The organism is Herbaspirillum rhizosphaerae (assembly GCF_001189965.1).
Classification (GTDB): domain Bacteria; phylum Pseudomonadota; class Gammaproteobacteria; order Burkholderiales; family Burkholderiaceae_D; genus Herbaspirillum; species Herbaspirillum rhizosphaerae.
This window is the reverse complement of the sequence record NZ_LFLU01000020.1, coordinates 18922-37984: the sequence shown is the minus strand read 5'-3', so window position 1 is coordinate 37984 and position 19063 is coordinate 18922. Positions and strand designations below refer to the sequence as shown.

The following is a 19063-nucleotide window of genomic DNA, read 5'->3' as shown; positions in this document are numbered from 1 at the left end:
CATTATCAAAAAAGCAATGCCAGAGCGGCGTTCCGGGCGATCCGGAACGTCTCTTTATTTTTTCTTTGCCCTAAAGAAATCGCAGATGAGGTCGTAAAAGGAAGTACTACTTCTGCAAGGGAACACCATGCCTGTCAGCGCTCAATTTGGAAAATACGCCGCCAACGCCGCTTCCGCCGTCGTCGAGGATATTTCCGAGCGCATCCAGCAATTGACCCGCCAAATCCGTGAGCTGCAACAGCAGTTGCAGCAAGTGCTGTCGTCCCTCTCCGAACAAGACCTGAACCAGCTGCGCCAACGCATCCAGGCGCATTATCAGGAAATCTTCCGGCTGGAAAAAGAAAAGGCTCGCAGCCGCAATCGCGACGACAGCTATCTCAGCGTCGTGCTGTCGGTCGCCACCAGCAACGCGTAAAAAAGCCGCGTTTTTCAGCGCGGCTTCAACCTCAACTCGCCCTCTCCGCTTCAGTCTTTCTTGCTCGCTACCAGCGCCGCCATTGCAGCAGCATTCGGCTGTGTGCCGCTGAGCAAGCCGTCGACCACCCCGGCGCGATTTTGCACCGGCTGATTCTGGCTGACCTTCCATTTGCCCACCAGCTTCGTAATCGGGATTTCGATGCCGACGATGGCGCCGATCATCTTGTCGATATAGTCCGCCGGCGCGTCGCCGACTGACCATGGCTGCGCCATTGCCGCCTCATGATGCGCCGTCAGCCTGGTCACCAGCGCACGCAGCCATTCGGCGTCGTCGATGATGCGCAAGGGACCGCTGGCATGCACCACGGCGTAATTCCAGGTCGGCACGGCCTTGCCGTTTTCTTTCTTGGTGGGATACCAGGAGGGCGAGATATAGGCGTCTGCCCCCTGGAACACCGCAAGGACTTCGGTTGCGGCAACGTAATCCTTCCAGACCGGATTGGCGCGCGCCACGTGTCCGCGCAGGACGCCGTGTTCGCCTTCGTCGGCGCTCAATATCAGCGGAATATGATTGACGTCCAGGCCGGCCGAAGTCTGTGTGATCAGCGTCGACAAAGGATAATCCTGCATCAGGCGATGCAGGACTTGGCGGTCGGATTCGGCGAAATGGCTGGGTAGGTACACGTGTTTTCCCTTGCGATGATCGGTGCTGCGGACACAAAATGCGCGAACAAAAAATACGCGCATCGAAGCAGCTTACTGTAACCGACCGGGGAAGTTTTTTATAGCGGGCAAAATAGTCGACAATGCCGGCCGCGCGTGCAGGAAACTCGACAAACGAATAGCCGGACGCCGCAAAAAAATTGCCGGTCCGCACCTGTGCATTGCTGTACATGGCGCGGACCGGCAATCACTGCATTTACGGCATCGAGACAGGACGTCAGCGCATCAGGCGTGGCCCAGATACGCCTTGCGCACGGCGTCGTTGGCCAGCAGGTTGGCGCCGGTGTCGGCCAGCACCACATGGCCGTTTTCCAGCACGTAGCCGCGATCGGCCACACCCAGCGCCTTGTTGGCGTTCTGCTCGACCAGGAACACTGTCACGCCGTTGTCGCGGATGGTGCGGATAATCTCGAAGATCTGCGCGATCACCAGCGGCGCCAGGCCCAGCGTCGGCTCATCCAGCAACAGCAGGCGCGGCTTGCTCATCAGCGCGCGGCCGATGGCCAGCATCTGCTGCTCGCCGCCGGACATGGTGCCGGCGCGCTGGTTGGTGCGTTCCTTCAAGCGCGGGAACAAACCGAATACGTATTGCACGCCCTCTTCGATTTGCTCGTTGGTGGCGAAGAAGGCGCCCATCTTGAGGTTTTCCAGCACGGTCAGGCTCGGAAAGACGCGACGGCCTTCCGGCGAAATCGCCATGCCCATGCGCATGATTTCATGCGTCGCACGCTGGGTGATGTCCTGGCCTTCGAAGACGATCTTGCCGCTGGAGGCGCGCGGCTTGCCGCACAGGGTCATCAGCAAGGTGGTCTTGCCCGCGCCGTTGGCGCCGATCAGCGTGACGATCTCGCCCTTTTCCACATTCAGCGATACGCCATGCAGCGCTTCGATGGCGCCGTAGTGGGTATGTACCTGTTCAAACTGCAACATCATTCTTCTCCCAGGTAAGCTTTGATCACGCGCTCGTCGTTGCGCACCTGGTCCGGCGTGCCGATGACGATAGGCTTGCCGTGTTCCATCACCAGGATGCGGTCGGAGATGCCCATGATCAGGCTCATGTCGTGTTCGATCAGCAGGACGGCGACGCCGTGTTCGCGGCGCAGCTTGTCGATGAGCTGTTGCAGCTCCTGCTTCTCTTGCGGATTGAGGCCGGCGGCGGGTTCATCCAGCAGCAGCAGGCGCGGCCTGGTGATCATGCAGCGTGCAATCTCGACGCGGCGCTGCAAGCCGTACGACAAGGTGCCGGCTTCACGGTTGGCCAGCGCAGTCAGGCCGAGCTGGGCTAGCCAGTAGGCGGCGCGATCCAGCGCGTCCTTCTCGGCGCGGCGATAGCCCGGCAGCTTCAGCAGGCCGGACACCAGATTGTTGTTGACCTGATTGTGCTGGGCCACCAGCAGGTTTTCCACCACGGTCAGGGTCTTGAACAAACGGATGTTCTGGAAGGTGCGCACCAGCCCCTGTTGCGCCACGACGTGGCTGGGCTTGCGCGCAATCGACGCGCCGCCCAGGCTGATGTCGCCCGTGGTCGGCTGATAAAAGCCGCTGATGCAATTGAACACTGTGGTCTTGCCGGCGCCGTTGGGGCCGATGATGGCGAAGACTTCCTTGTCCATCACCGACAGCGACACGCCGTCGACCGCCAGCAAACCGCCGAAGCGCATCGACAGGTCCGCGACCTGCAGCAAAGTAGCGTTGTTCACGTTGTTGTTTGTCATGGTCATTTTGGCAGCTCCACGTGAGGACGCGTTGCCGGCAACAAGCCCTGCGGACGCCACATCATCATCAACACCATCACCAGACCAAAAATCAGCATGCGGTATTCTGCGAAGCTGCGCGCCACTTCCGGCAGAATCGTCAGCAGGATCGCCGCCAGGATCACGCCCAGTTGCGAACCCATGCCGCCCAGCACCACGATCGCCAGGATCAGCGCCGACTCGATGAAGGTAAAGGATTCCGGATTCACCAGCCCCTGGCGCGCGGCAAAGAAGCTGCCCGCCAGACCGGCGAACGCAGCGCCCAGCGTGAACGCCGACAGCTTGATCTTGGTCGGGTTGATGCCCAGCGAACGGCAGGCGATTTCGTCGTCGCGCAGCGCTTCCCAGGCGCGGCCCATCGGCATGCGGATCAGGCGGCTGGTCACGAAGTAAGTGAACAGCACCAGCAGCAGCGCGACGAAATACAGGAAGATCACCATGTGGCCGCCCTGATAGGTCAGACCCAGCATTTCATGGAAAGTCGTGTGGCCCTCGACGCTGGCGCTGCGCGCCATTTCGATGCCGAACACAGTCGGTTTCGGAATGCCGGACACGCCGTCCGGACCGCCGGTCAGCGAGGTCAGGTTGTTGAGCAGCAGGCGGATGATTTCACCGAAGCCCAGCGTCACGATGGCCAGATAGTCCCCCCGCAAACGCAGCACCGGGAAGCCGAGGATGAAACCGAACAAGGCCGACATACCGGCGGCAATCGGCAGGCATTCCCAGAAGGTGAAACCGAAGTACTGGTTCAGCAGCGCATAAGTGTAGCCGCCGACCGCATAGAAGCCGACATAGCCCAGATCCAGCAGCCCGGCAAAGCCGACCACGATGTTCAGGCCGAGGCCGAGGATCACGTAAATCAGGGCCAGCGTCACCACGTCGACATTGCCGCGCGAACCGAAGAACGGCCACACCACGGCAACCGCAAACAAGAACAGCAAGGCGTACTTCTGCTGCCGCGGTTGCAGCTTCGGCAGCGCGGGCAGGCGCACGCCCTTGGCGCTGCGCGTCAGCGCCGGCTTGATCAGCTGGAACACGAACACCGCCAGCACCGCGATCAGCACCGGCGTCCAGTGCGCCTGCAACACCACGCGATAGCCTTCGAGCTGCAATTGCAGGCCCAGCAGCGGCGTGGTCAGAATGGCGGTCAGGATCGCCGCCGCCACGGCGTTTTTGAGAGTGATAGGCATCAGACTTTCTCCACGTCCGGCTTGCCCAGCAAACCTGTGGGACGGAACAAGAGGATCAAGACCAGCAAGGCGAAGGACACCACATCCTTGTATTCAGCCGGCAGGTAACCCGCCGCGAATGTCTCGGCCAGGCCGAGCAGCACGCCGCCCAGCATGGCGCCGGGAATGCTGCCGATACCGCCCAGCACGGCAGCGGTAAACGCTTTGATGCCGGCGATGAAACCGATGTAGGGATTGAGCTTGCCGATGGTCAGCGCGATCAGCACGCCACCGACCGCCGCCAGCATCGCGCCCAGCACGAAGGTGAAGGAAATCACGCGGTTGGTGTCGATGCCGAGCAGATTGGCCATGCCCATGTCTTCCGCACAGGCGCGGCAGGCGCGGCCCATGCGCGAGCGCGCGATGAACAGGGTCAGGCCGACCATCAGCAGCAGCGTGACGCCGACGATGATCATGCGCGAGTAAGGAATCGTGACCGTGAAGTCGCTGCCCATCTGGAACTCGATGGCGCCGGAGATCAGGACCGGCACCGACATGTCGCGCGAGCCCTGGCCGATCTGCACATAGTTCTGCAGGAAGATCGACATGCCGATCGCCGAGATCAGCGGCACCAGGCGCGGGCCGCCGCGCAAGGGACGATAAGCGACGCGTTCGACGGTCCAGCCGTACAGGCCGGTGACGACGACGGAAACGATCAACGCTGCGCCGAGCAGCAAGGGCAAGGGATAGCCCGCCTGCACGCCGATGGCGGTAAGCGTCACCAGGCCGACATAGGAACCGATCATGTAAATTTCGCCGTGCGCGAAATTGATCATGCCGATGATGCCGTAGACCATGGTGTAGCCGATGGCGATCAATGCATAGATCGCCCCCAGACTCAGCCCGTTGACGAGCTGCTGGGTCAGTTGTGGGAGCAGTTCATTCATAGGAAACCTGGCAAATATAGATGTGCAAATGCCCCATTCTTACTGCAATGGGGCATTTGCATGATGACGTCAGTATGGACGACTACTGCAAGCCGGGAGAAAAATTACTTGGCTTCAGTCTTCGTTGCGTCTTTGTGCCATGTGAAGACAACGAACTTGAACGACTTCAGGTCGCCCTTCTTGTCGTATTCAACAGTGCCGATCGGTGTCTTGAAGGAATTGGCGTGGATGTACGCGGCAACCTTGGTCGGATCAGTCGACTTGGTGGCGGTGATCGCATCGGCAATCACCTTCACGCCCGAGTAGGCAGGCATCTGGAACGGACCGTTAGGATCGCGCTTTTGTGCCGCGAAAGCCTTGACCAGCGCAGCATTGGCAGGATCGGCGGCGAAGTCGGCCGGCAGCGTCACCAGCATGCCTTCGGAAGCAGGACCGGCGATGGCCGTGATGTCCTTGTTGCCGACGCCTTCAGGACCCATGAACACGGCCTTGACGCCTTGTTCGCGCGCCTGGCGCATGATCAGGCCCATTTCAGGGTGGTAGCCGCCGAAGTAGACGAAGTCCACGCCTTGCGATTTCAGCTTGGTGATGACAGCCGAGTAGTCGCTGTCGCCGGCGTTCACGCCTTCAAACACGACCACCGGAATCTTTGCCGCTTCCAGGCCGGCCTTGACCGAAGTCGCCACGCCCTGGCCGTAGGATTGCTTGTCGTGCAGGACGGCAGCTTTCTTTGGCTTCAGCTTTTCGATCACGTACTTGGCGGCAGCAGGACCTTGCTGGTCGTCGCGGCCGATGGTGCGGAAGATATATTTGTGCGGCTTGGCTTCGGTCAGCTGAGGCGCAGTCGCCGACGGCGTGATCATCACGACGCCTTCGTTTTCATAGATGTCGGAGGCTGGAATAGTCGAACCCGAGCAGACGTGACCGATCACGAACTTGATGCCCTGGCTGACGATCTTGTTGGCGACGGCAACCGCTTGCTTCGGCTCACAGGCGTCATCCATCAGGACTGCTTCAAACTTGTTGCCGCCGGCGCCGCCGGCTGCGTTGATTTGTTCGATGGCGGTCAGCGCACCGGCTTTGACCATGTCGCCGTACTGGGCCACTGCGCCCGTCATCGGGCCGGCGATCGCGATCTTCACTGTTTCAGCCTGGGCTGTGCCGGCAAACGAAACTGCGGATGCGACGACGCCAACGGCCAAGGCGATTTTTGTCAGGCGGCGGTTCAAAGGGAATACGGATTTCATTGAATTTCCTCCAATATATTTATTCGTTGCGGCTCTGGCCGGCAACAACATTGAGCAGACGTTATATGAATAAAAACGCGAACAAAAACACAAACAAAGTATGAACAAAGCACTGCATCTTTACGATGCGGGCGCTATGGGGCAGGAGTGTAACATTTCCGTCATATATGACAGCTTTTTTTATACCGATGACCTCATATTCGCTCTTTTTGCGCATCGTGAGAATATTTCGCACATCTTTCATTCAAAAAACAAAAATTTTTAATCGATATTTCTAAATATGCTCTTGTTGCGCTGCACCCGACATGGCCTCACACTGCCCTCCTGCGCCGTTTAAAGCAGCATGCAAGCACGCAGAACAAGCCGGCGAAGTCCCGATGTTATTTGTGGCGGGATCAGCCGACAATAGTCACAATACGAATTCGCCGAACGGGATCTATCGTTTCCCATCCATTGCCTTCTTCCGCCCCGCCCTGCATGCCTTTGTCTTTTCGCCAGATCGCCAACGCCGCCGCCGCCTCTTTCATCCTGACGACGGCAATTGCCTGCGCGCTTTGCAGTGCGCCGATATCCACAGCCCTGGCGGCGGAACTGCGGCAATACCGTTACCAGCAGACCAGCATCAGCGCCTGCTACATCGACCTGCAGCAAGACGCCTTGCGCATGTACTGGAAGGATCCGGCCGGCAATATCTTCGGCACCTTCGCCAATCTGCGCGCGTGGCTGCGCCCGCAAGGCCGGGACTTGACCTGCGCCACCAACGCCGGCATCTACGACAAAGAACATAAACCGCTCGGCCTGTATATCGAGAACGGCGTCACGCTGCGCAAACTCAACACGCGCCAGAACGCCTACGGCAACTTTTACCTGCAGCCGAACGGCGTCTTTATCGTGGAAGAAAAACGGGCCCGGATCGTCGATACCGCCAGCGTCGACAGCGACCGCTCGCGCTGGCTGTCGCAAGCGTTGTACGCCACGCAGTCGGGTCCGATCATGCTGCGCAACGGCGAAATCAATGCCGCCTTCGACCCCGGCTCGGTCAACCTGTTCGTGCGTAACGCCGTCTGCATCGATCCTTCGCAAAAGGTGGCGCTGGTCATGGCGAGAAATCCCATCACCTTCTACGACTTCGCCCTGTTCCTGCGCGACAAGTTGAAGTGCGTCGATGCGCTCTACCTCGACGGCAATATCTCGCGCATCTATCCTTCGCTGGAAGCGGACATCGGCCCCTCCTTCGGCGCCATCATCGGCGTGGAAAAGTAGTCCTGCCGCCGTCGCAGCACATCACGCATATCGACATGCAAAATCATTCGTTCTCCGTCCAGGAACGATATGTGACCATCCCTGCTTGCCTTCAATGGCCCACATCCGCATACAAGACAGGGAGAAAAAAATGCGTCGCTGGTCGATTTCCGTATTTTCAGCACTATTTGCCGTCCTGGCGCTCAGCGCCAATGCCGCTTCGGCGCAGGACAAGACAAAGATCAAGGTAGGCGTTTCGGTCGGCAATTCCGAACAGACGTTTGAAGTGGTGAAACGCGTCGCCGCACGCGACGGCCTCGACATCCAGATCATCACCTTCAGCGACTATCTGCAACCGAACGAAGCGCTGGCGGCCGGCGATCTCGACGCCAACGCCTTCCAGCACAAGCCCTTCCTCGACAGCCAGATCAAGACGCGCGGCTACAAGCTGACGCCGGTCGGCCTGACGATCACTGCGCCGCTGGGGATCTATTCCAAGAAATACAAGACGGTCGATCAATTGCCGCAAGGCGCCAGCATCGGCATCCAGAACGACCCGTCCAACGGCAATCGCGCGCTGTTGCTGCTGCAAAAGTCCGGCCTGATCAAACTCAAACCCGGCGTCGGTGAAAACGGCGTCAATGCCACGCCGCTGGACGTCATCGAAAATCCGAAGAAACTCAAGCTGGTGGAACTGGACGCCGCGCAACTGCCGCGCTCGCTCGACGATCTTGCAGCGGCGTCGATCAACAACGATTACGCCTTCAAGGCCGGCCTGTCCCTGCAGCGCGACACCATCGCGGTGGAAGACGCCAGGGGCCGTTACGCCAACCTGATCGTGACGCGCGTGGAAGACAAGGACAAACCGTGGGCGAAGAAACTGGTGAAGGCATACCAGTCGGAAGAAGTACGCAAGTTCATCGAAGCGGAATTCAAGGGATCGCTGGTGCCTGCATTCTGAGCAGAATCACCCGTAACAGGCTGACATGCGGCGGCCGCACAAGCGCCTCGCACACACACGACACCATGACGATGATCGTGTCGCGCCAGAAGAAAAAAGACCCGCAGCAACAGACTGCGGGCCAAATTCCCTTTTCAAGAGGGAGGTTGAAGGAACAGTTCAACCATTTTTAGGATTCCCCTGCCCTCACAAAGTTCGCACTTCTTCTCAACACTTCCAAAATTTGTTGCATTTGTCGCCCACGCTAAAACGCCCATGCCGGATTACTCCTGCATGGGCGTTGCTCAAACCCGCCTGATCAGAGACTCAACGCTGGTGCGTTAAGGCTTCTTCTCAGTATTGGTGGCGTTGTCGGCCGGAGGTGTTGCCGGTGGCGCGGCATCTGCCGGTTTGGCATCGCCTGCCGGGGCTGGCGGCGGCGTCATGGCCGGTGGCGTCGGCGTAGCCGGTGCGGGCGTAGCGGCCGACGAATCGCTGGCGGCGGGGGCGGCCGGGGCCTCATCGCGTTTGTTACAACCCGCCAGCAAGGCGGTGAACATGACAGAAGCTAACACTGCGTGGCGTACTAACATAGTTCCTCCAAGAAGTTATTGAACACAAATGGGCACAAATAAGCACATGCACAAATTTAGATGCGCTCAGGTGCAATTGTTCCCGCCCGGAGGGCCGCATCTTGTAGGAGAATGGCCAATCTTTGCGTAAGCTTTCGCGACTGCCCATTTCAACCATTCCGTCTTTGCGCCTGCATGCCGAATAAACCTTCCCATCTGATATCGACAGCCGTTTTTTGCATTATCTCTTTAACATTGCCGCTCGCGGCGCACGCAGAGATCACGCCGTTGACCAGCGGGCAATGCGCCGCGATGCGAGACGGCAAAGTCCTCAGCACGGAGAACCCGGTCGGATGCGAACGCCTGATGCGGGTTTCATTTCCTTACCGGGATTTTGAAGGACGCCGTCACGACGACGGCAACGTTGTGGTGCTCGATGTCGTCGCGCCGGAGGTCCAAGTCATCTTCCATGCACTGCTGCAACGTGGATTCCCGCTGCACAAGGCAATGCCGCTGGAGGCATATCAGGGCGACGATGAAGCATCGATGGCGGACAACAATACCTCCGCTTTCAACGGCCGCCCCATGACCGGCGGCAGTGCGTGGTCCAAGCATGCCTACGGCGTCGCCATCGATATCGATCCGCTGCAGAATCCCTACATCGGCAAGGACGCCGGCAAGCAGATCCTTGTGCTCCCGCCTGCCGCCCGCGGACAGTATCAGTCACGCTCGCCGATGCGTCCAGGCATGGCCGAAGACGTGCAGGATATTTTTTTCAGGCATGGATTCATGATCTGGGGAGGCAACTGGAAGCAGCCGATCGACTATCAGCATTTTGAAATCGGCAGCCGGGACTTCATTGCCCGCCTGCTGAGCCTGCCGTTGCAGGACGCACGCCGCGAATTCTCTTCTTATGCCAATACGTATGCGACCTGCATGTCAGGGAATGCGATCGCAAACCTGGCTGTGCGGCGCAAGGCGTGTGCGGGAAAAAGCAAACGTTGACTGCGTGGGAGCGCTGCGCTGCGTTCAATCTGCTTCCAGCAAAACCCGCACCGCTTCGCGCCGTGCAGCGCCGTCCGCATCGCCCCGCACCAGCACCTCACTGCGCTGCTGCAAGTATTGCCGCGCTGACGCCTGCCTGAGCAAGGGCCGCGCCTGACGGAGCGCATCGATCAGCAAAGGCGTCAGCCTGTCCAGCTCGGGGCGGATATCGCGCGCCAGATCGGGAGGCGCGGCAAAGCGAGCGTGTTTGTCTTTGCGCCATTGCGCGTGCAAGTCCAGTTGAATCAGCTTGCCCGCATCGAATTGCGCCTGGAAGAAGCGGCGCATGAATGACTTCTCACCTTCGCCTGCATTCGTCAGCGACGCGCTCAGATCATCCAGGATCTTCTGCTCGCGCACTGGATCGTTGATGGGCGCGCCGGAATTCCATTTCGACTGCGCCACCATGACCGCGACGTTCAGGCGCTGGTCCATCAGCGTCAGCAAACGATCGATCTTCTGCTGTTCCGCGACCGGCATGCCGACCGGCGTCGTCTGGCACGCCGACAGCAGCAGCGAGATTGCCAGCACCTTGCAAAGCCAGGGCAGCCAGCCGTTTGTTTTCCATCGCGATGTCATCCTGATATTCCCTTGTCCATATTCTTGCGCGGCCCGCGCAAACAACTGCTTTCTCGCCGTTGTATCGCAACAGCAGCCTGCACTTTAAGATTTTTCCTATATATCGCAGAGGGGTGGATCTCCACAATGCAGAGCATCTTATTCCATCTTGCGATGCCATCATGCAAATCGTATTTCTTATCTGGCCGGTCCTGTTGCTGCCCGTTCTGTTGGCATGGCTGACGCGTCCGGCGCGAAGCATCCGTCGGCTCGCCAAGCCCGCTGTACCTGTAGCGCAGAAAGCCGCTTCCTTGCCGCTGCAAAAAGCCGCCGGCCATACGACTGCCTATTGCAAAGAAGCGCAACGCGCCTATCGTGAAATGCTGGCGCTGGCGGCAGAACAGCGACGCCGCGAATCCCCTGCTTATCGCAAGGCGGCGCAGGCCGCATATCGCGCAATGCAGCAGATGCACGACGAAGCGCCAAAGGACGCCTCGCAATAATTTACTTATTCGCTCATCCGCTGCAACTGAACGCCTCACAATTCTTTGCGCCTGTTAAGAAAAAACACTCTCCGTCATAAAGGTAAAGCTGTGTAAGTTATTCCGCACGTCATGAGACGAGGCGTCTTCCTCACCTATACTGGCTTCGCTGGATCGACTACAGAATTCGTTTTTTCATCAGAGGGGTACGCCATGACGATCAATACCGTTTCTTCTACCAACGCAGCGACAGCTGCACACGCGCAACAAGCCGCCAAACGCAAACCATCGACCGTGGATTTCAGCAAGGTCATGGCCAGTGCCGGCGGCGACATCAAGACCGATACCAACACCGCGACGAAGCAGAATAATTCCGGCTCCGTCACTGCTGTTGCTCAAAACGCCGACGGCACCAAAGTCAGCAGCTGAATCAACAGTTGAGTCATCAGCTGAATTAGCGCCGGCGTTGTCCTTGCCGGAAAATAAAAAAGCCACGTTCGCGTGGCTTTTTTATTGCTGCTGATACTGAAATGGCTACATGCCCAATCGACGACCTATAGGGCGCAAGAATTTGTCATCCTCCGAACGCCGCCGAAGCAAGCCGCAACCACAAATCCCAAGTAACAGCGACCGCGCCCGGAATCGTGAAATGCTGCGGCGAAATGCAAAAAACCGCTGAGAGCCAGAAGCTATCAACGGTTTTTACAATTTGGTTGCGGGGGCAGGATTTGAACCTACGACCTTCGGGTTATGAGCCCGACGAGCTGCCAGACTGCTCCACCCCGCGTCTGAAAAAAAAGATTATACGACATATCCGCGAACTATGCAAACCGATTACTCGAATTCTTTCCTGTTCCGGCTTTCACCCGGGCATCGTGCGCTCCGGCGGTCTCTACAACCCGCCCACATCCACCGCGCCGCCGATAAAAAAGTATCCCTACAGGCGACAGTGATACACTTCTACCCGCACTTTGCCATGAATCATCTATCACGCGATGGCGCCTGATCGCCGTCAACTATTCCTACAAAAACACGTCGACCGTCTTTTATGAAATTCTGTTCTGAATGCGCTCATCCGGTATCTCTGCAGATCCCTCCCGATGACAATCGTCCGCGCTACGTGTGCGGCAATTGCGGCGCCATTCATTATCAAAATCCGAAGATGGTGGTCGGTTCCATCCCGGTCTGGGAACGCGACGGCGAATTGCGCGTGCTGCTGTGCCGCCGCGCCATCGAGCCGCGCCACGGTTTCTGGACGCTGCCGGCAGGATTCATGGAAAACAACGAGACCACCACCGACGCCGCCGCGCGCGAGACCGAAGAAGAAGCCGGTGCGCGCATCAAGCTCGGCCCGCTGTTCTCGCTGATCAATGTGCCGCATGTGCATCAGGTGCATTTCTTTTACCTGGCCGAGCTGCTCGACCTCGATTACGCCGCCGGCACCGAAAGCCTGGAAGTCGCCTTATTCAAGGAAGAAGACATCCCCTGGTCGGAGATCGCCTTCCCCACCGTCGAGTACACGCTGCGCGCCTATTTCTCGGATCTGGCCAAGGTCAGAACCGGCGACGGCGGCTTTGGCCTGCATACCGACGATATTCGCAAACGCATGATGCAAGCTGACTAAACGCGGAACGACGCATGATCTCCTGGCTGGATGTCGATTCTCCCTTCCCGGATGTCTCCAAGGCGCTGACCGAGCCGGCCGGCTTGCTGGCCGCAGGCGCCGATCTGTCGCCGCAACGCCTGCTCAACGCCTACCGCCACGGCATCTTTCCCTGGTTCTCCGAAGGCCAGCCCATCCTGTGGTGGAGCACTGATCCGCGCATGGTGCTGTACACCGACCGCTTCATCATTTCCGACAGCCTCAAAAAAACGCTACGCAAGATCGAACGCAGCCGTCATACCGACGCCCGCTGGGAAGTCCGCTTCGACTCGGCCTTCCGCGAAGTCATGCGCGCTTGCGCCGCGCCGCGCAAGGATGACGCCGGCACCTGGATTTCGAAGGACATCGTCGACGGCTATTGCGGGCTGCATCGCGCCGGTTATGCGCATTCGTCCGAGGTCTGGCTGGATGGCAAGCTGGTGGGCGGCGCATATGGCGTGTCGATCGGACAGATGTTTTATGGCGAATCGATGTTCGCGCGCGTGTCGGACGCCTCCAAGGTGGCGCTGGCGTATCTGGTGCACTTCCTGCGCCAGCATGGCGTGCAGATGATCGACTGCCAGCAGGAAACGCCGCACCTGGCCTCGCTGGGCGCGGCGCCGATTCCGCGCAAGGAATTCCTGAAGCATTTGCACCAGGCCATCGAAGCGCCGCAGATCACGTTCTGGCATCCGCTGGATCTGTTCGTCAAGCCGTGATTGTTGTTTAAAACCCATTCACGGGACGCTGTTACTGCTTCCGCAAAGTAGTGTAAATTAACGGTAATCGTGACGGCTTCGTGACAACGACGCGTTGCCGCAAACACAGCAAATCGAAGCCAGCGACTGCACTCCAGGACATCACAGGACGCACATGACGCACCTTAAAGACCTGCCGTTTTCCACCTTGCAGTTTTATGCCACGGCGCCGTATCCGTGCAGTTATCTCGATAACCAGCAAGCCCGCTCGCAAGTCGCCACGCCTTCGCACCTGATCAACGCCGATGTGTATTCCGAACTGGTCAAGACCGGTTTCCGCCGCAGCGGCATCTTTACCTACCGTCCATACTGCGACGGTTGCCAGGCTTGCACGCCGGTGCGCATCAAGACCGCAGAATTCGTCCCCAACCGCAGCCAGCGTCGCGCCTGGACAAAGAATCAACAACTGGTGACGCTGGTCACCAACCTGACCTACGCCTACGAGCACTACGAACTGTATCTGCGCTACCAGTCCGTACGCCATGCCGGCGGCGGCATGGACCAGGACAGCCGCGACCAGTACGCGCAATTCCTGCTGCAAAGCAAGGTCAACACGCGCCTGGTCGAGTTCCGCGAACCCGGCGGCACGCTGCGCATGGTCAGCATCATCGACGTGCTGGATGACGGATTGTCATCGGTCTACACCTTCTACGATCCGGATGTCGAAGGTTCGTCCTACGGCACCTACAACATCCTGTGGCAGATCGAACAAGCCCGCCAGTTGGGCATTCCCTACGTCTATCTGGGCTACTGGATCAAGGAAAGCGCCAAGATGGCCTACAAGACCAACTTCCGGCCGCTGGAAGCATTACAAAACGGCAACTGGACCGAGTTGCCCTGATCCCGCCGGCAGCAAGTTTGCTGCCCCCATTTCAGCGGGAAACCGCTCCGGACACGTTAAAATAGCGGCACTTTTCCCTCTAGCCGACTCATCGTGTCCGATAAACTCCTCTACGCCCTCGCCCGTCCGCTGCTGTTCTCTCTCGACGCAGAATCCGCCCACCACCTGACCCTGCCCGCCCTGCGCCGCGCCGCTGCGCTCGGCCTGACCGGCTTCATCAGCAAACCAGCCGCCGATCCGCGCACCGTGATGGGCATCACCTTCCCTAACCCGGTCGGCCTGGCCGCCGGCCTGGACAAGGACGGTTCCTACATCGACGGCCTGGCCGCGCTCGGTTTCGGCTCGATTGAAATCGGCACGGTCACGCCGCGCGCGCAGCCGGGCAATCCGAAGCCGCGCATGTTCCGCCTGCCGGCCGCGCACGCGATCATCAACCGCATGGGCTTCAACAACGGCGGCGTCGACGCTTTCGTCGCCAACGTGCAAGGCTCGCGCTTCTATCAGGGCAAGCAAGGCGTGCTGGGCCTGAACATCGGCAAGAACGCCGACACCCCGATCGAACGCGCCGCCGACGACTACCTGCACTGCCTGGAGAAAGTCTATCCCTACGCCAGCTACGTGACCGTCAACATCTCATCGCCCAATACCAAGAACCTGCGCCAGCTGCAAGGCGCCTCCGAGCTGGACGCCCTGCTGTCGCAACTGAAGGAAGCGCAACTGCGCCTGGCCGACCAGCACAAGCGCTATGTGCCGGTGGCATTGAAGATTGCACCGGACATCGACGCCGAACAGATCAAGAACATCGCCGACGCGCTGCTGCGCCACAAGCTCGACGGCGTCATCGCCACCAACACCACGATCACGCGCGACGCCGTCAAGGGCTTGCAGCACGGCGAAGAAGCCGGCGGCCTGTCGGGCGCGCCGGTATTTGAATTGTCGAACCAGGTGGTGCGCGGCCTCAAGGCTGAACTGGGCGACGCGCTGCCGATCATCGGCGTGGGCGGCATCCTCAGCGGCAGCAACGCCAAGGCCAAGATGCAGGCCGGCGCCTCGCTGGTGCAGCTGTATTCCGGCCTGATCTATCGCGGCCCGGCGCTGGTCAAGGAATGTGCGGACGCGCTGCGTTGATCTGAACTGACTGAATCGCCCGACGTAAAAAAACCGCCGTTGCATTTGCGTGCAACGGCGGTTTTTTATTGCGACTGAAGATTGACGACTTAGAGAACCTTGCGCAGGAAATCACGCGTACGTTCATTCTTCGGCTCGCCCAATACTTGCTGCGGCGGACCTTCTTCCATGATCACGCCCTGATCGATGAACAGCACGCGATCCGACACTTCGCGCGCAAAACCCATCTCGTGCGTGACCACCACCATGGTCATGCCTTCTTCGGCCAGCGTCTTCATCACGGTCAGCACTTCGCCGACCAGCTCGGGATCGAGCGCCGACGTCGGTTCGTCGAACAGCATGACCTTCGGCTCCATCGCCAGCGCGCGGGCAATCGCCACGCGCTGTTGCTGGCCGCCGGAGAGCTGGTTCGGGAAGGCGTCGATCTTGTCCAGCAAGCCGACCTTCTGCAGCAGCTTCTCGGCCACCAGCACCGCTTCGCGGCGCGACAGCTGCTTCACCTGCATCGGCGCCATGATCAGGTTTTCCAGCACCGACATGTGCGGGAACAGGTTGAAGCGCTGGAACACCATGCCCATCCCGGCGCGCAGCGTGTTCAGGTCGACCTTGGGATCGTTGACCTTGACGCCGTCGATGACGATCTCGCCGTCGGTGGCTTCTTCCAGGCCGTTGAGGCAACGCAGGAAGGTGCTCTTGCCGGAACCCGAAGGACCGATCACGCACACGACTTCGCTTTCTTTGATCTCGCAGTCGATGCCGCGCAGGATATGCGCCTGGCCGTACTGCTTCTGCAATTGCTTGACGCTGATCATCGCGCATCTCCTTTGCCGTAGCGTGTTTCGAGGTGACGGACAAATGCCGACAGCAGCAAGGTAATGACCCAATAAACCACCGAAATGGTCAGGTACGGCTCCCAGTAGCGCGCATAGGCGCCGGACACCGTACGCGCAGCATAGGCCAGCTCCGCCAGACCGATGGCCGACGCCAGCGACGAATCCTTGACGATGGCGATGGCGTTATTGCCCAGCGGCGGCAGCATGCGGCGAAATGCCTGCGGCAGCACCACCTTGCGCAAGGTCTTCATGTAGCTCATGCCGAGCGAGCGCGACGCTTCGCTCTGGCCGCGGTCGATCGACTGGATGCCTGCGCGGAAGATCTCCGACACATAGGCGCCCGAGTTCAGCGTGATGGCCAGCACCGCCGACGCAAACGCACCGTATTGCGAACGGACTTCGCGCGCGATATCGCCGCTCAGGATCAGGCCGCCGCTCGGATTGATCAGCAGCGGCATCAGTGCGAAGTGAATCAGCAGGATCTGCACGAACAAAGGCGTGCCGCGCAGGAAGCTGACGTAAAAGCGCACCGGCCATTGCACCGCGTAGCGCAGGAAATATTTCCAGAAACCGTGGCGCGCTTCCGCCAGACGGCCGACGCCCAACGCCAGGCCCCAGCAGGTTCCGGAGATCACGCAAATCAGCGCGACCTTGATGGTCATCCACGTGCCCTCGACAAACAGGGGCAGGTACTCGCCGATGATTTCCCATTGAAAGAAAGAATTCATGAATGCAATCCGGGTAAAAATCTGCCCACGGTCCTCGCAGAGAACGTGGGCATTGAAAAGAAATACTTAACTACGCGGATTGCTGATTATTGCAACGGCAATGTCGGCACGTTGGCGTCGAACCATTCCTTGTAGATCTTGGCGTAAGTGCCGTCAGCCACGATCTTCTTCAGGCCGGCGTTGATCTTGTCCTGCAGTTCCTTGTTGCCCTTTTTCACGGCGATACCGAAGTATTGGCGGGTGAACTTGGCGTCGCCGACCACCTTGAATTGCTTCTCGGGATGGCTCTTGATGTAGAACTTGATCACGCCGACGTCGCCGATCGCTGCATCGACACCGCCGCGATACAGCTCTTCCAGCATCAGCGGCGTGTTGTCGAAACGGTGGATCGCGGTGCTGGACTTGCCGACTTCTTCCGACAGGATGATGTCGCCTGCGGTCGAGTTGACCACGCCGACTTGCAGCTTCTTCAGGTCAGCCAGTGCGGTCACTTTGGAGCCGGAACCGGTGATGATGACTTGCTCGGCCGGGAAGTACGGCAGCGAGAAATCGACCATCTGCGCGCGCTTTTCAGTGATGGTGATGCCGGAGATGATAATGTCGCGGTCGCCCTGGCCCAGGGTGGCGAAAATGCCTTCCCATGGCGTGCTGACCAGCTTGATCTGGAAGCCGGACGCCTTGGCGATGGCCTTGATGATGTCGATGTCGAAACCGACCAGTTCCTTCTTCGGCGTTTCGAATTCGAATGGACGGTAAGTGCCGCCGGCGCCGACGACGTAAGTCTGATCTGCGGCCTGTGCTGCTGTTGCAGTCAATGTCAACGCCAGAACGCTGCTGGCGAGCATGACAAATTTCTTGAACGACATCGTTTTTCTCCCTGAGGTGAGGCTGTAGTAAAGCTTGTTGTGAATAAAGCGTGCCAACTTGATGGCACCGGTAAAAAGAATCCTTTGGTGTTTCTGATGACGTCTTTGCTGCTTGCCTTGCTGCATCGGCTCGCATTTGCGCAAATTGCCGGAAGTCATGCCGGGCGCGTCTCGCGCGCGAAACCCGACATGATCCGGCGTATGCTTCGATCCGTCAACTGACAAATTGTCGCTTTTTTATCGAATAAGTGTAGATTTCCCAAACAAACTCTCCACCAGCTCGACAACCAGCTCCGCCGTCTGGTTACGCACGTCGCAAGCGGGATTGAGCTCCATGATGTCCAGCGATGCGAGACGGCCTGTATCGGCAATCATCTCCATGCACAGCTGCGTCTCGCGGTAAGTCGGGCCGCCCGGCACCGCCGTGCCCACGCCCGGCGCCACCGCCGGATCGAGGAAGTCGATGTCGAAGCTCACGTGCAAATGGGTGTCGGCGTCGATGCCGGCCAGTGCCTGCTCCATCGTCACTCGCATGCCGTGCTCGTCGATATGCCGCATGTCGTAGACGCGCAGGCCGAGTTCACGCAGGTGCTGCTTTTCTTCCCGGTCCACGCTGCGAATGCCGATCTGGCGGATCGCATCCGGCAGCAGCGCCGGCACCTTGCCGCCGATGCCGGTCAGCTGATCCGGGCCGATGCCCAGCAGATTGGTGACCGGCATACCGTGGATGTTGCCGGTCGGCGTCGAGGTGTTGGTATTGGCGTCGGCGTGCGCATCCAGCCACAGCACCAGCAGCTTCTTGCCCTGCTCGCGGCAGTATTGCGCCACCGCCGCAATCGATCCGATGGCCAACGCATGATCGCCGCCCAACAGCACCGGCAGCTGTCCCTGATGCAAGGTGGCGTGCACGGCTTCATGCACGCTGCGGTTCCAGGCTACGACTTGTTCAAGATGACGGAAACCGTCGACGGGTCCTTGCTGCGGATTGGCCGGGCCGCTCAGGTCGCCGCCGTCCGTCACGTCCAGGCCGTGCTGTTGCAAGGCCTGCTGAAGATTGGCCACACGCAGGGCTTCTGGCCCCATCGATGCGCCACGACGACCGGCGCCGATGTCGGTAGGTGCGCCGATCAGTCTGAGTTGTTTCATGGTGGTTCCTTAAACAAGTGAAGCGG

22 protein-coding genes and 1 tRNA gene are annotated in these 19063 nt (G+C 59.4%); 10 read left to right on the top strand and 13 right to left on the bottom strand.

Features of this window, described 5'->3' with window-relative positions; translation table 11 throughout:
• The first annotated feature begins 127 nt into the window (after positions 1-127).
• The gene (locus AKL25_RS20825; RefSeq protein ID WP_050479626.1) at positions 128-415 is read left to right on the top strand and encodes a hypothetical protein; all 288 of its coding nucleotides are present in this window, start codon (positions 128-130) and stop codon (positions 413-415) included.
• Positions 416-465: 50 nt separating this feature from the next.
• Here AKL25_RS20825 and AKL25_RS20820 read toward each other — a convergent pair whose 3' ends face one another.
• The 6 genes from AKL25_RS20820 to AKL25_RS20795 form a co-directional block, all read right to left on the bottom strand.
• Complete coding sequence (locus tag AKL25_RS20820; RefSeq protein ID WP_050479675.1) at positions 466-1101, bottom strand: FMN-binding negative transcriptional regulator; 636 nt, start codon at positions 1099-1101, stop codon at positions 466-468.
• Positions 1102-1365: 264 nt separating this feature from the next.
• On the bottom strand, positions 1366-2070 hold the full coding sequence (locus tag AKL25_RS20815; protein ID WP_050479674.1) for an ABC transporter ATP-binding protein: 705 nt from the start codon (positions 2068-2070) through the stop codon (positions 1366-1368).
• A complete protein-coding gene (livG, locus tag AKL25_RS20810; protein ID WP_050479673.1) occupies positions 2070-2855 on the bottom strand; it encodes a high-affinity branched-chain amino acid ABC transporter ATP-binding protein LivG in 786 nt (261 codons plus the stop codon). Before livG ends, AKL25_RS20815 begins: the two co-directional genes overlap by 1 nt.
• A 2-nt stretch (positions 2856-2857) precedes the next feature.
• Entirely contained in the window at positions 2858-4084 is a 1227-nt protein-coding gene (locus tag AKL25_RS20805; protein WP_050479625.1) for a high-affinity branched-chain amino acid ABC transporter permease LivM, read from the bottom strand.
• Positions 4084-5010: a high-affinity branched-chain amino acid ABC transporter permease LivH gene (gene livH, locus AKL25_RS20800; RefSeq protein ID WP_007882320.1), complete on the bottom strand. Its 927-nt coding sequence runs from the start codon at positions 5008-5010 to the stop codon at positions 4084-4086. Before livH ends, AKL25_RS20805 begins: the two co-directional genes overlap by 1 nt.
• A gap of 104 nt (positions 5011-5114) precedes the next feature.
• Positions 5115-6257, bottom strand: coding sequence for a branched-chain amino acid ABC transporter substrate-binding protein (locus tag AKL25_RS20795; protein ID WP_050479624.1), 1143 nt, complete (start codon positions 6255-6257; stop codon positions 5115-5117).
• 477 nt (positions 6258-6734) lie between these two features.
• Here AKL25_RS20795 and AKL25_RS20790 point away from each other — a divergent pair, with 477 nt between their 5' ends.
• Complete coding sequence (locus AKL25_RS20790; RefSeq protein ID WP_050479623.1) at positions 6735-7520, top strand: phosphodiester glycosidase family protein; 786 nt, start codon at positions 6735-6737, stop codon at positions 7518-7520.
• 130 nt (positions 7521-7650) lie between these two features.
• Entirely contained in the window at positions 7651-8460 is an 810-nt protein-coding gene (locus AKL25_RS20785) for a MetQ/NlpA family ABC transporter substrate-binding protein (RefSeq protein WP_050479622.1), read from the top strand.
• Positions 8461-8780: 320 nt separating this feature from the next.
• On the opposite strand, the gene AKL25_RS23930 is transcribed toward AKL25_RS20785, so the two are convergent.
• On the bottom strand, positions 8781-9032 hold the full coding sequence (locus AKL25_RS23930) for a hypothetical protein (protein WP_083444818.1): 252 nt from the start codon (positions 9030-9032) through the stop codon (positions 8781-8783).
• 111 nt (positions 9033-9143) lie between these two features.
• Between AKL25_RS23930 and AKL25_RS20780 the strand changes: the two genes are divergently transcribed.
• The gene (locus AKL25_RS20780; RefSeq protein WP_240475810.1) at positions 9144-10016 is read left to right on the top strand and encodes a M15 family metallopeptidase; all 873 of its coding nucleotides are present in this window, start codon (positions 9144-9146) and stop codon (positions 10014-10016) included.
• Positions 10017-10040: 24 nt separating this feature from the next.
• On the opposite strand, the gene aroQ is transcribed toward AKL25_RS20780, so the two are convergent.
• Entirely contained in the window at positions 10041-10634 is a 594-nt protein-coding gene (gene aroQ, locus AKL25_RS20775; RefSeq protein WP_050479621.1) for a gamma subclass chorismate mutase AroQ, read from the bottom strand.
• Positions 10635-10693: 59 nt separating this feature from the next.
• On the opposite strand from aroQ, the gene AKL25_RS20770 reads away from it, so the two are divergent.
• Positions 10694-11116, top strand: a complete 423-nt coding sequence (locus AKL25_RS20770; RefSeq protein ID WP_157050716.1) for a hypothetical protein — start codon at positions 10694-10696, stop codon at positions 11114-11116.
• Between the two features lie 192 nt (positions 11117-11308).
• Positions 11309-11524, top strand: a complete 216-nt coding sequence (locus tag AKL25_RS20765; RefSeq protein ID WP_050479619.1) for a hypothetical protein — start codon at positions 11309-11311, stop codon at positions 11522-11524.
• A 281-nt stretch (positions 11525-11805) separates the two neighbouring features.
• Here the strand turns inward: AKL25_RS20765 and AKL25_RS20760 are convergent.
• Positions 11806-11882: transfer RNA gene (locus tag AKL25_RS20760), tRNA-Met, on the bottom strand.
• Between the two features lie 261 nt (positions 11883-12143).
• On the opposite strand from AKL25_RS20760, the gene AKL25_RS20755 reads away from it, so the two are divergent.
• The 4 genes from AKL25_RS20755 to AKL25_RS20740 all read left to right on the top strand — a co-directional run bounded on the left by AKL25_RS20755 (position 12144) and on the right by AKL25_RS20740 (position 15464).
• Positions 12144-12719 carry an NUDIX hydrolase gene (locus tag AKL25_RS20755; RefSeq protein WP_050479618.1) on the top strand — a complete coding sequence of 192 codons (576 nt, stop codon included), beginning with the start codon at positions 12144-12146 and terminating at the stop codon, positions 12717-12719.
• 14 nt (positions 12720-12733) lie between these two features.
• Entirely contained in the window at positions 12734-13456 is a 723-nt protein-coding gene (gene aat / locus AKL25_RS20750; protein WP_050479617.1) for a leucyl/phenylalanyl-tRNA--protein transferase, read from the top strand.
• Positions 13457-13610: 154 nt separating this feature from the next.
• Complete coding sequence (locus AKL25_RS20745) at positions 13611-14336, top strand: arginyltransferase (protein ID WP_050479616.1); 726 nt, start codon at positions 13611-13613, stop codon at positions 14334-14336.
• Positions 14337-14429: 93 nt separating this feature from the next.
• Positions 14430-15464, top strand: a complete 1035-nt coding sequence (locus AKL25_RS20740; RefSeq protein WP_050479615.1) for a quinone-dependent dihydroorotate dehydrogenase — start codon at positions 14430-14432, stop codon at positions 15462-15464.
• Between the two features lie 89 nt (positions 15465-15553).
• Here AKL25_RS20740 and AKL25_RS20735 read toward each other — a convergent pair whose 3' ends face one another.
• The 4 genes from AKL25_RS20735 to rocF all read right to left on the bottom strand — a co-directional run bounded on the left by AKL25_RS20735 (position 15554) and on the right by rocF (position 19037).
• The gene (locus AKL25_RS20735) at positions 15554-16276 is read right to left on the bottom strand and encodes an amino acid ABC transporter ATP-binding protein (RefSeq protein ID WP_050479614.1); all 723 of its coding nucleotides are present in this window, start codon (positions 16274-16276) and stop codon (positions 15554-15556) included.
• The gene (locus tag AKL25_RS20730) at positions 16273-17025 is read right to left on the bottom strand and encodes an amino acid ABC transporter permease (protein WP_050479613.1); all 753 of its coding nucleotides are present in this window, start codon (positions 17023-17025) and stop codon (positions 16273-16275) included. Before AKL25_RS20730 ends, AKL25_RS20735 begins: the two co-directional genes overlap by 4 nt.
• Positions 17026-17111: 86 nt before the next feature.
• The gene (locus AKL25_RS20725) at positions 17112-17891 is read right to left on the bottom strand and encodes a basic amino acid ABC transporter substrate-binding protein (RefSeq protein WP_050479612.1); all 780 of its coding nucleotides are present in this window, start codon (positions 17889-17891) and stop codon (positions 17112-17114) included.
• 237 nt (positions 17892-18128) lie between these two features.
• Positions 18129-19037: an arginase gene (gene rocF, locus AKL25_RS20720; protein WP_050479611.1), complete on the bottom strand. Its 909-nt coding sequence runs from the start codon at positions 19035-19037 to the stop codon at positions 18129-18131.
• Positions 19038-19063 lie beyond the last annotated feature (26 nt).

What these genes read in the sequence shown, in the direction of transcription:
- AKL25_RS23930 (WP_083444818.1), bottom strand. Translation starts at nt 9,032, where the DNA reads ATGTTAGTACGCCACGCAGTGTTAGCTTCTGTCATGTTCACCGCCTTG.
- AKL25_RS20785 (WP_050479622.1), top strand. Translation starts at nt 7,651, where the DNA reads ATGCGTCGCTGGTCGATTTCCGTATTTTCAGCACTATTTGCCGTCCTG.
- AKL25_RS20725 (WP_050479612.1), bottom strand. Translation starts at nt 17,891, where the DNA reads ATGTCGTTCAAGAAATTTGTCATGCTCGCCAGCAGCGTTCTGGCGTTG.
- AKL25_RS20755 (WP_050479618.1), top strand. Translation starts at nt 12,144, where the DNA reads ATGAAATTCTGTTCTGAATGCGCTCATCCGGTATCTCTGCAGATCCCT.
- rocF (WP_050479611.1), bottom strand. Translation starts at nt 19,037, where the DNA reads ATGAAACAACTCAGACTGATCGGCGCACCTACCGACATCGGCGCCGGT.
- AKL25_RS20730 (WP_050479613.1), bottom strand. Translation starts at nt 17,025, where the DNA reads ATGAATTCTTTCTTTCAATGGGAAATCATCGGCGAGTACCTGCCCCTG.
- AKL25_RS20815 (WP_050479674.1), bottom strand. Translation starts at nt 2,070, where the DNA reads ATGTTGCAGTTTGAACAGGTACATACCCACTACGGCGCCATCGAAGCG.
- AKL25_RS20795 (WP_050479624.1), bottom strand. Translation starts at nt 6,257, where the DNA reads ATGAAATCCGTATTCCCTTTGAACCGCCGCCTGACAAAAATCGCCTTG.
- AKL25_RS20735 (WP_050479614.1), bottom strand. Translation starts at nt 16,276, where the DNA reads ATGATCAGCGTCAAGCAATTGCAGAAGCAGTACGGCCAGGCGCATATC.
- AKL25_RS20805 (WP_050479625.1), bottom strand. Translation starts at nt 4,084, where the DNA reads ATGCCTATCACTCTCAAAAACGCCGTGGCGGCGGCGATCCTGACCGCC.
- livH (WP_007882320.1), bottom strand. Translation starts at nt 5,010, where the DNA reads ATGAATGAACTGCTCCCACAACTGACCCAGCAGCTCGTCAACGGGCTG.
- livG (WP_050479673.1), bottom strand. Translation starts at nt 2,855, where the DNA reads ATGACAAACAACAACGTGAACAACGCTACTTTGCTGCAGGTCGCGGAC.
- AKL25_RS20780 (WP_240475810.1), top strand. Translation starts at nt 9,144, where the DNA reads ATGGCCAATCTTTGCGTAAGCTTTCGCGACTGCCCATTTCAACCATTC.
- AKL25_RS20790 (WP_050479623.1), top strand. Translation starts at nt 6,735, where the DNA reads ATGCCTTTGTCTTTTCGCCAGATCGCCAACGCCGCCGCCGCCTCTTTC.
- AKL25_RS20745 (WP_050479616.1), top strand. Translation starts at nt 13,611, where the DNA reads ATGACGCACCTTAAAGACCTGCCGTTTTCCACCTTGCAGTTTTATGCC.
- aroQ (WP_050479621.1), bottom strand. Translation starts at nt 10,634, where the DNA reads ATGACATCGCGATGGAAAACAAACGGCTGGCTGCCCTGGCTTTGCAAG.
- AKL25_RS20765 (WP_050479619.1), top strand. Translation starts at nt 11,309, where the DNA reads ATGACGATCAATACCGTTTCTTCTACCAACGCAGCGACAGCTGCACAC.
- aat (WP_050479617.1), top strand. Translation starts at nt 12,734, where the DNA reads ATGATCTCCTGGCTGGATGTCGATTCTCCCTTCCCGGATGTCTCCAAG.
- AKL25_RS20825 (WP_050479626.1), top strand. Translation starts at nt 128, where the DNA reads ATGCCTGTCAGCGCTCAATTTGGAAAATACGCCGCCAACGCCGCTTCC.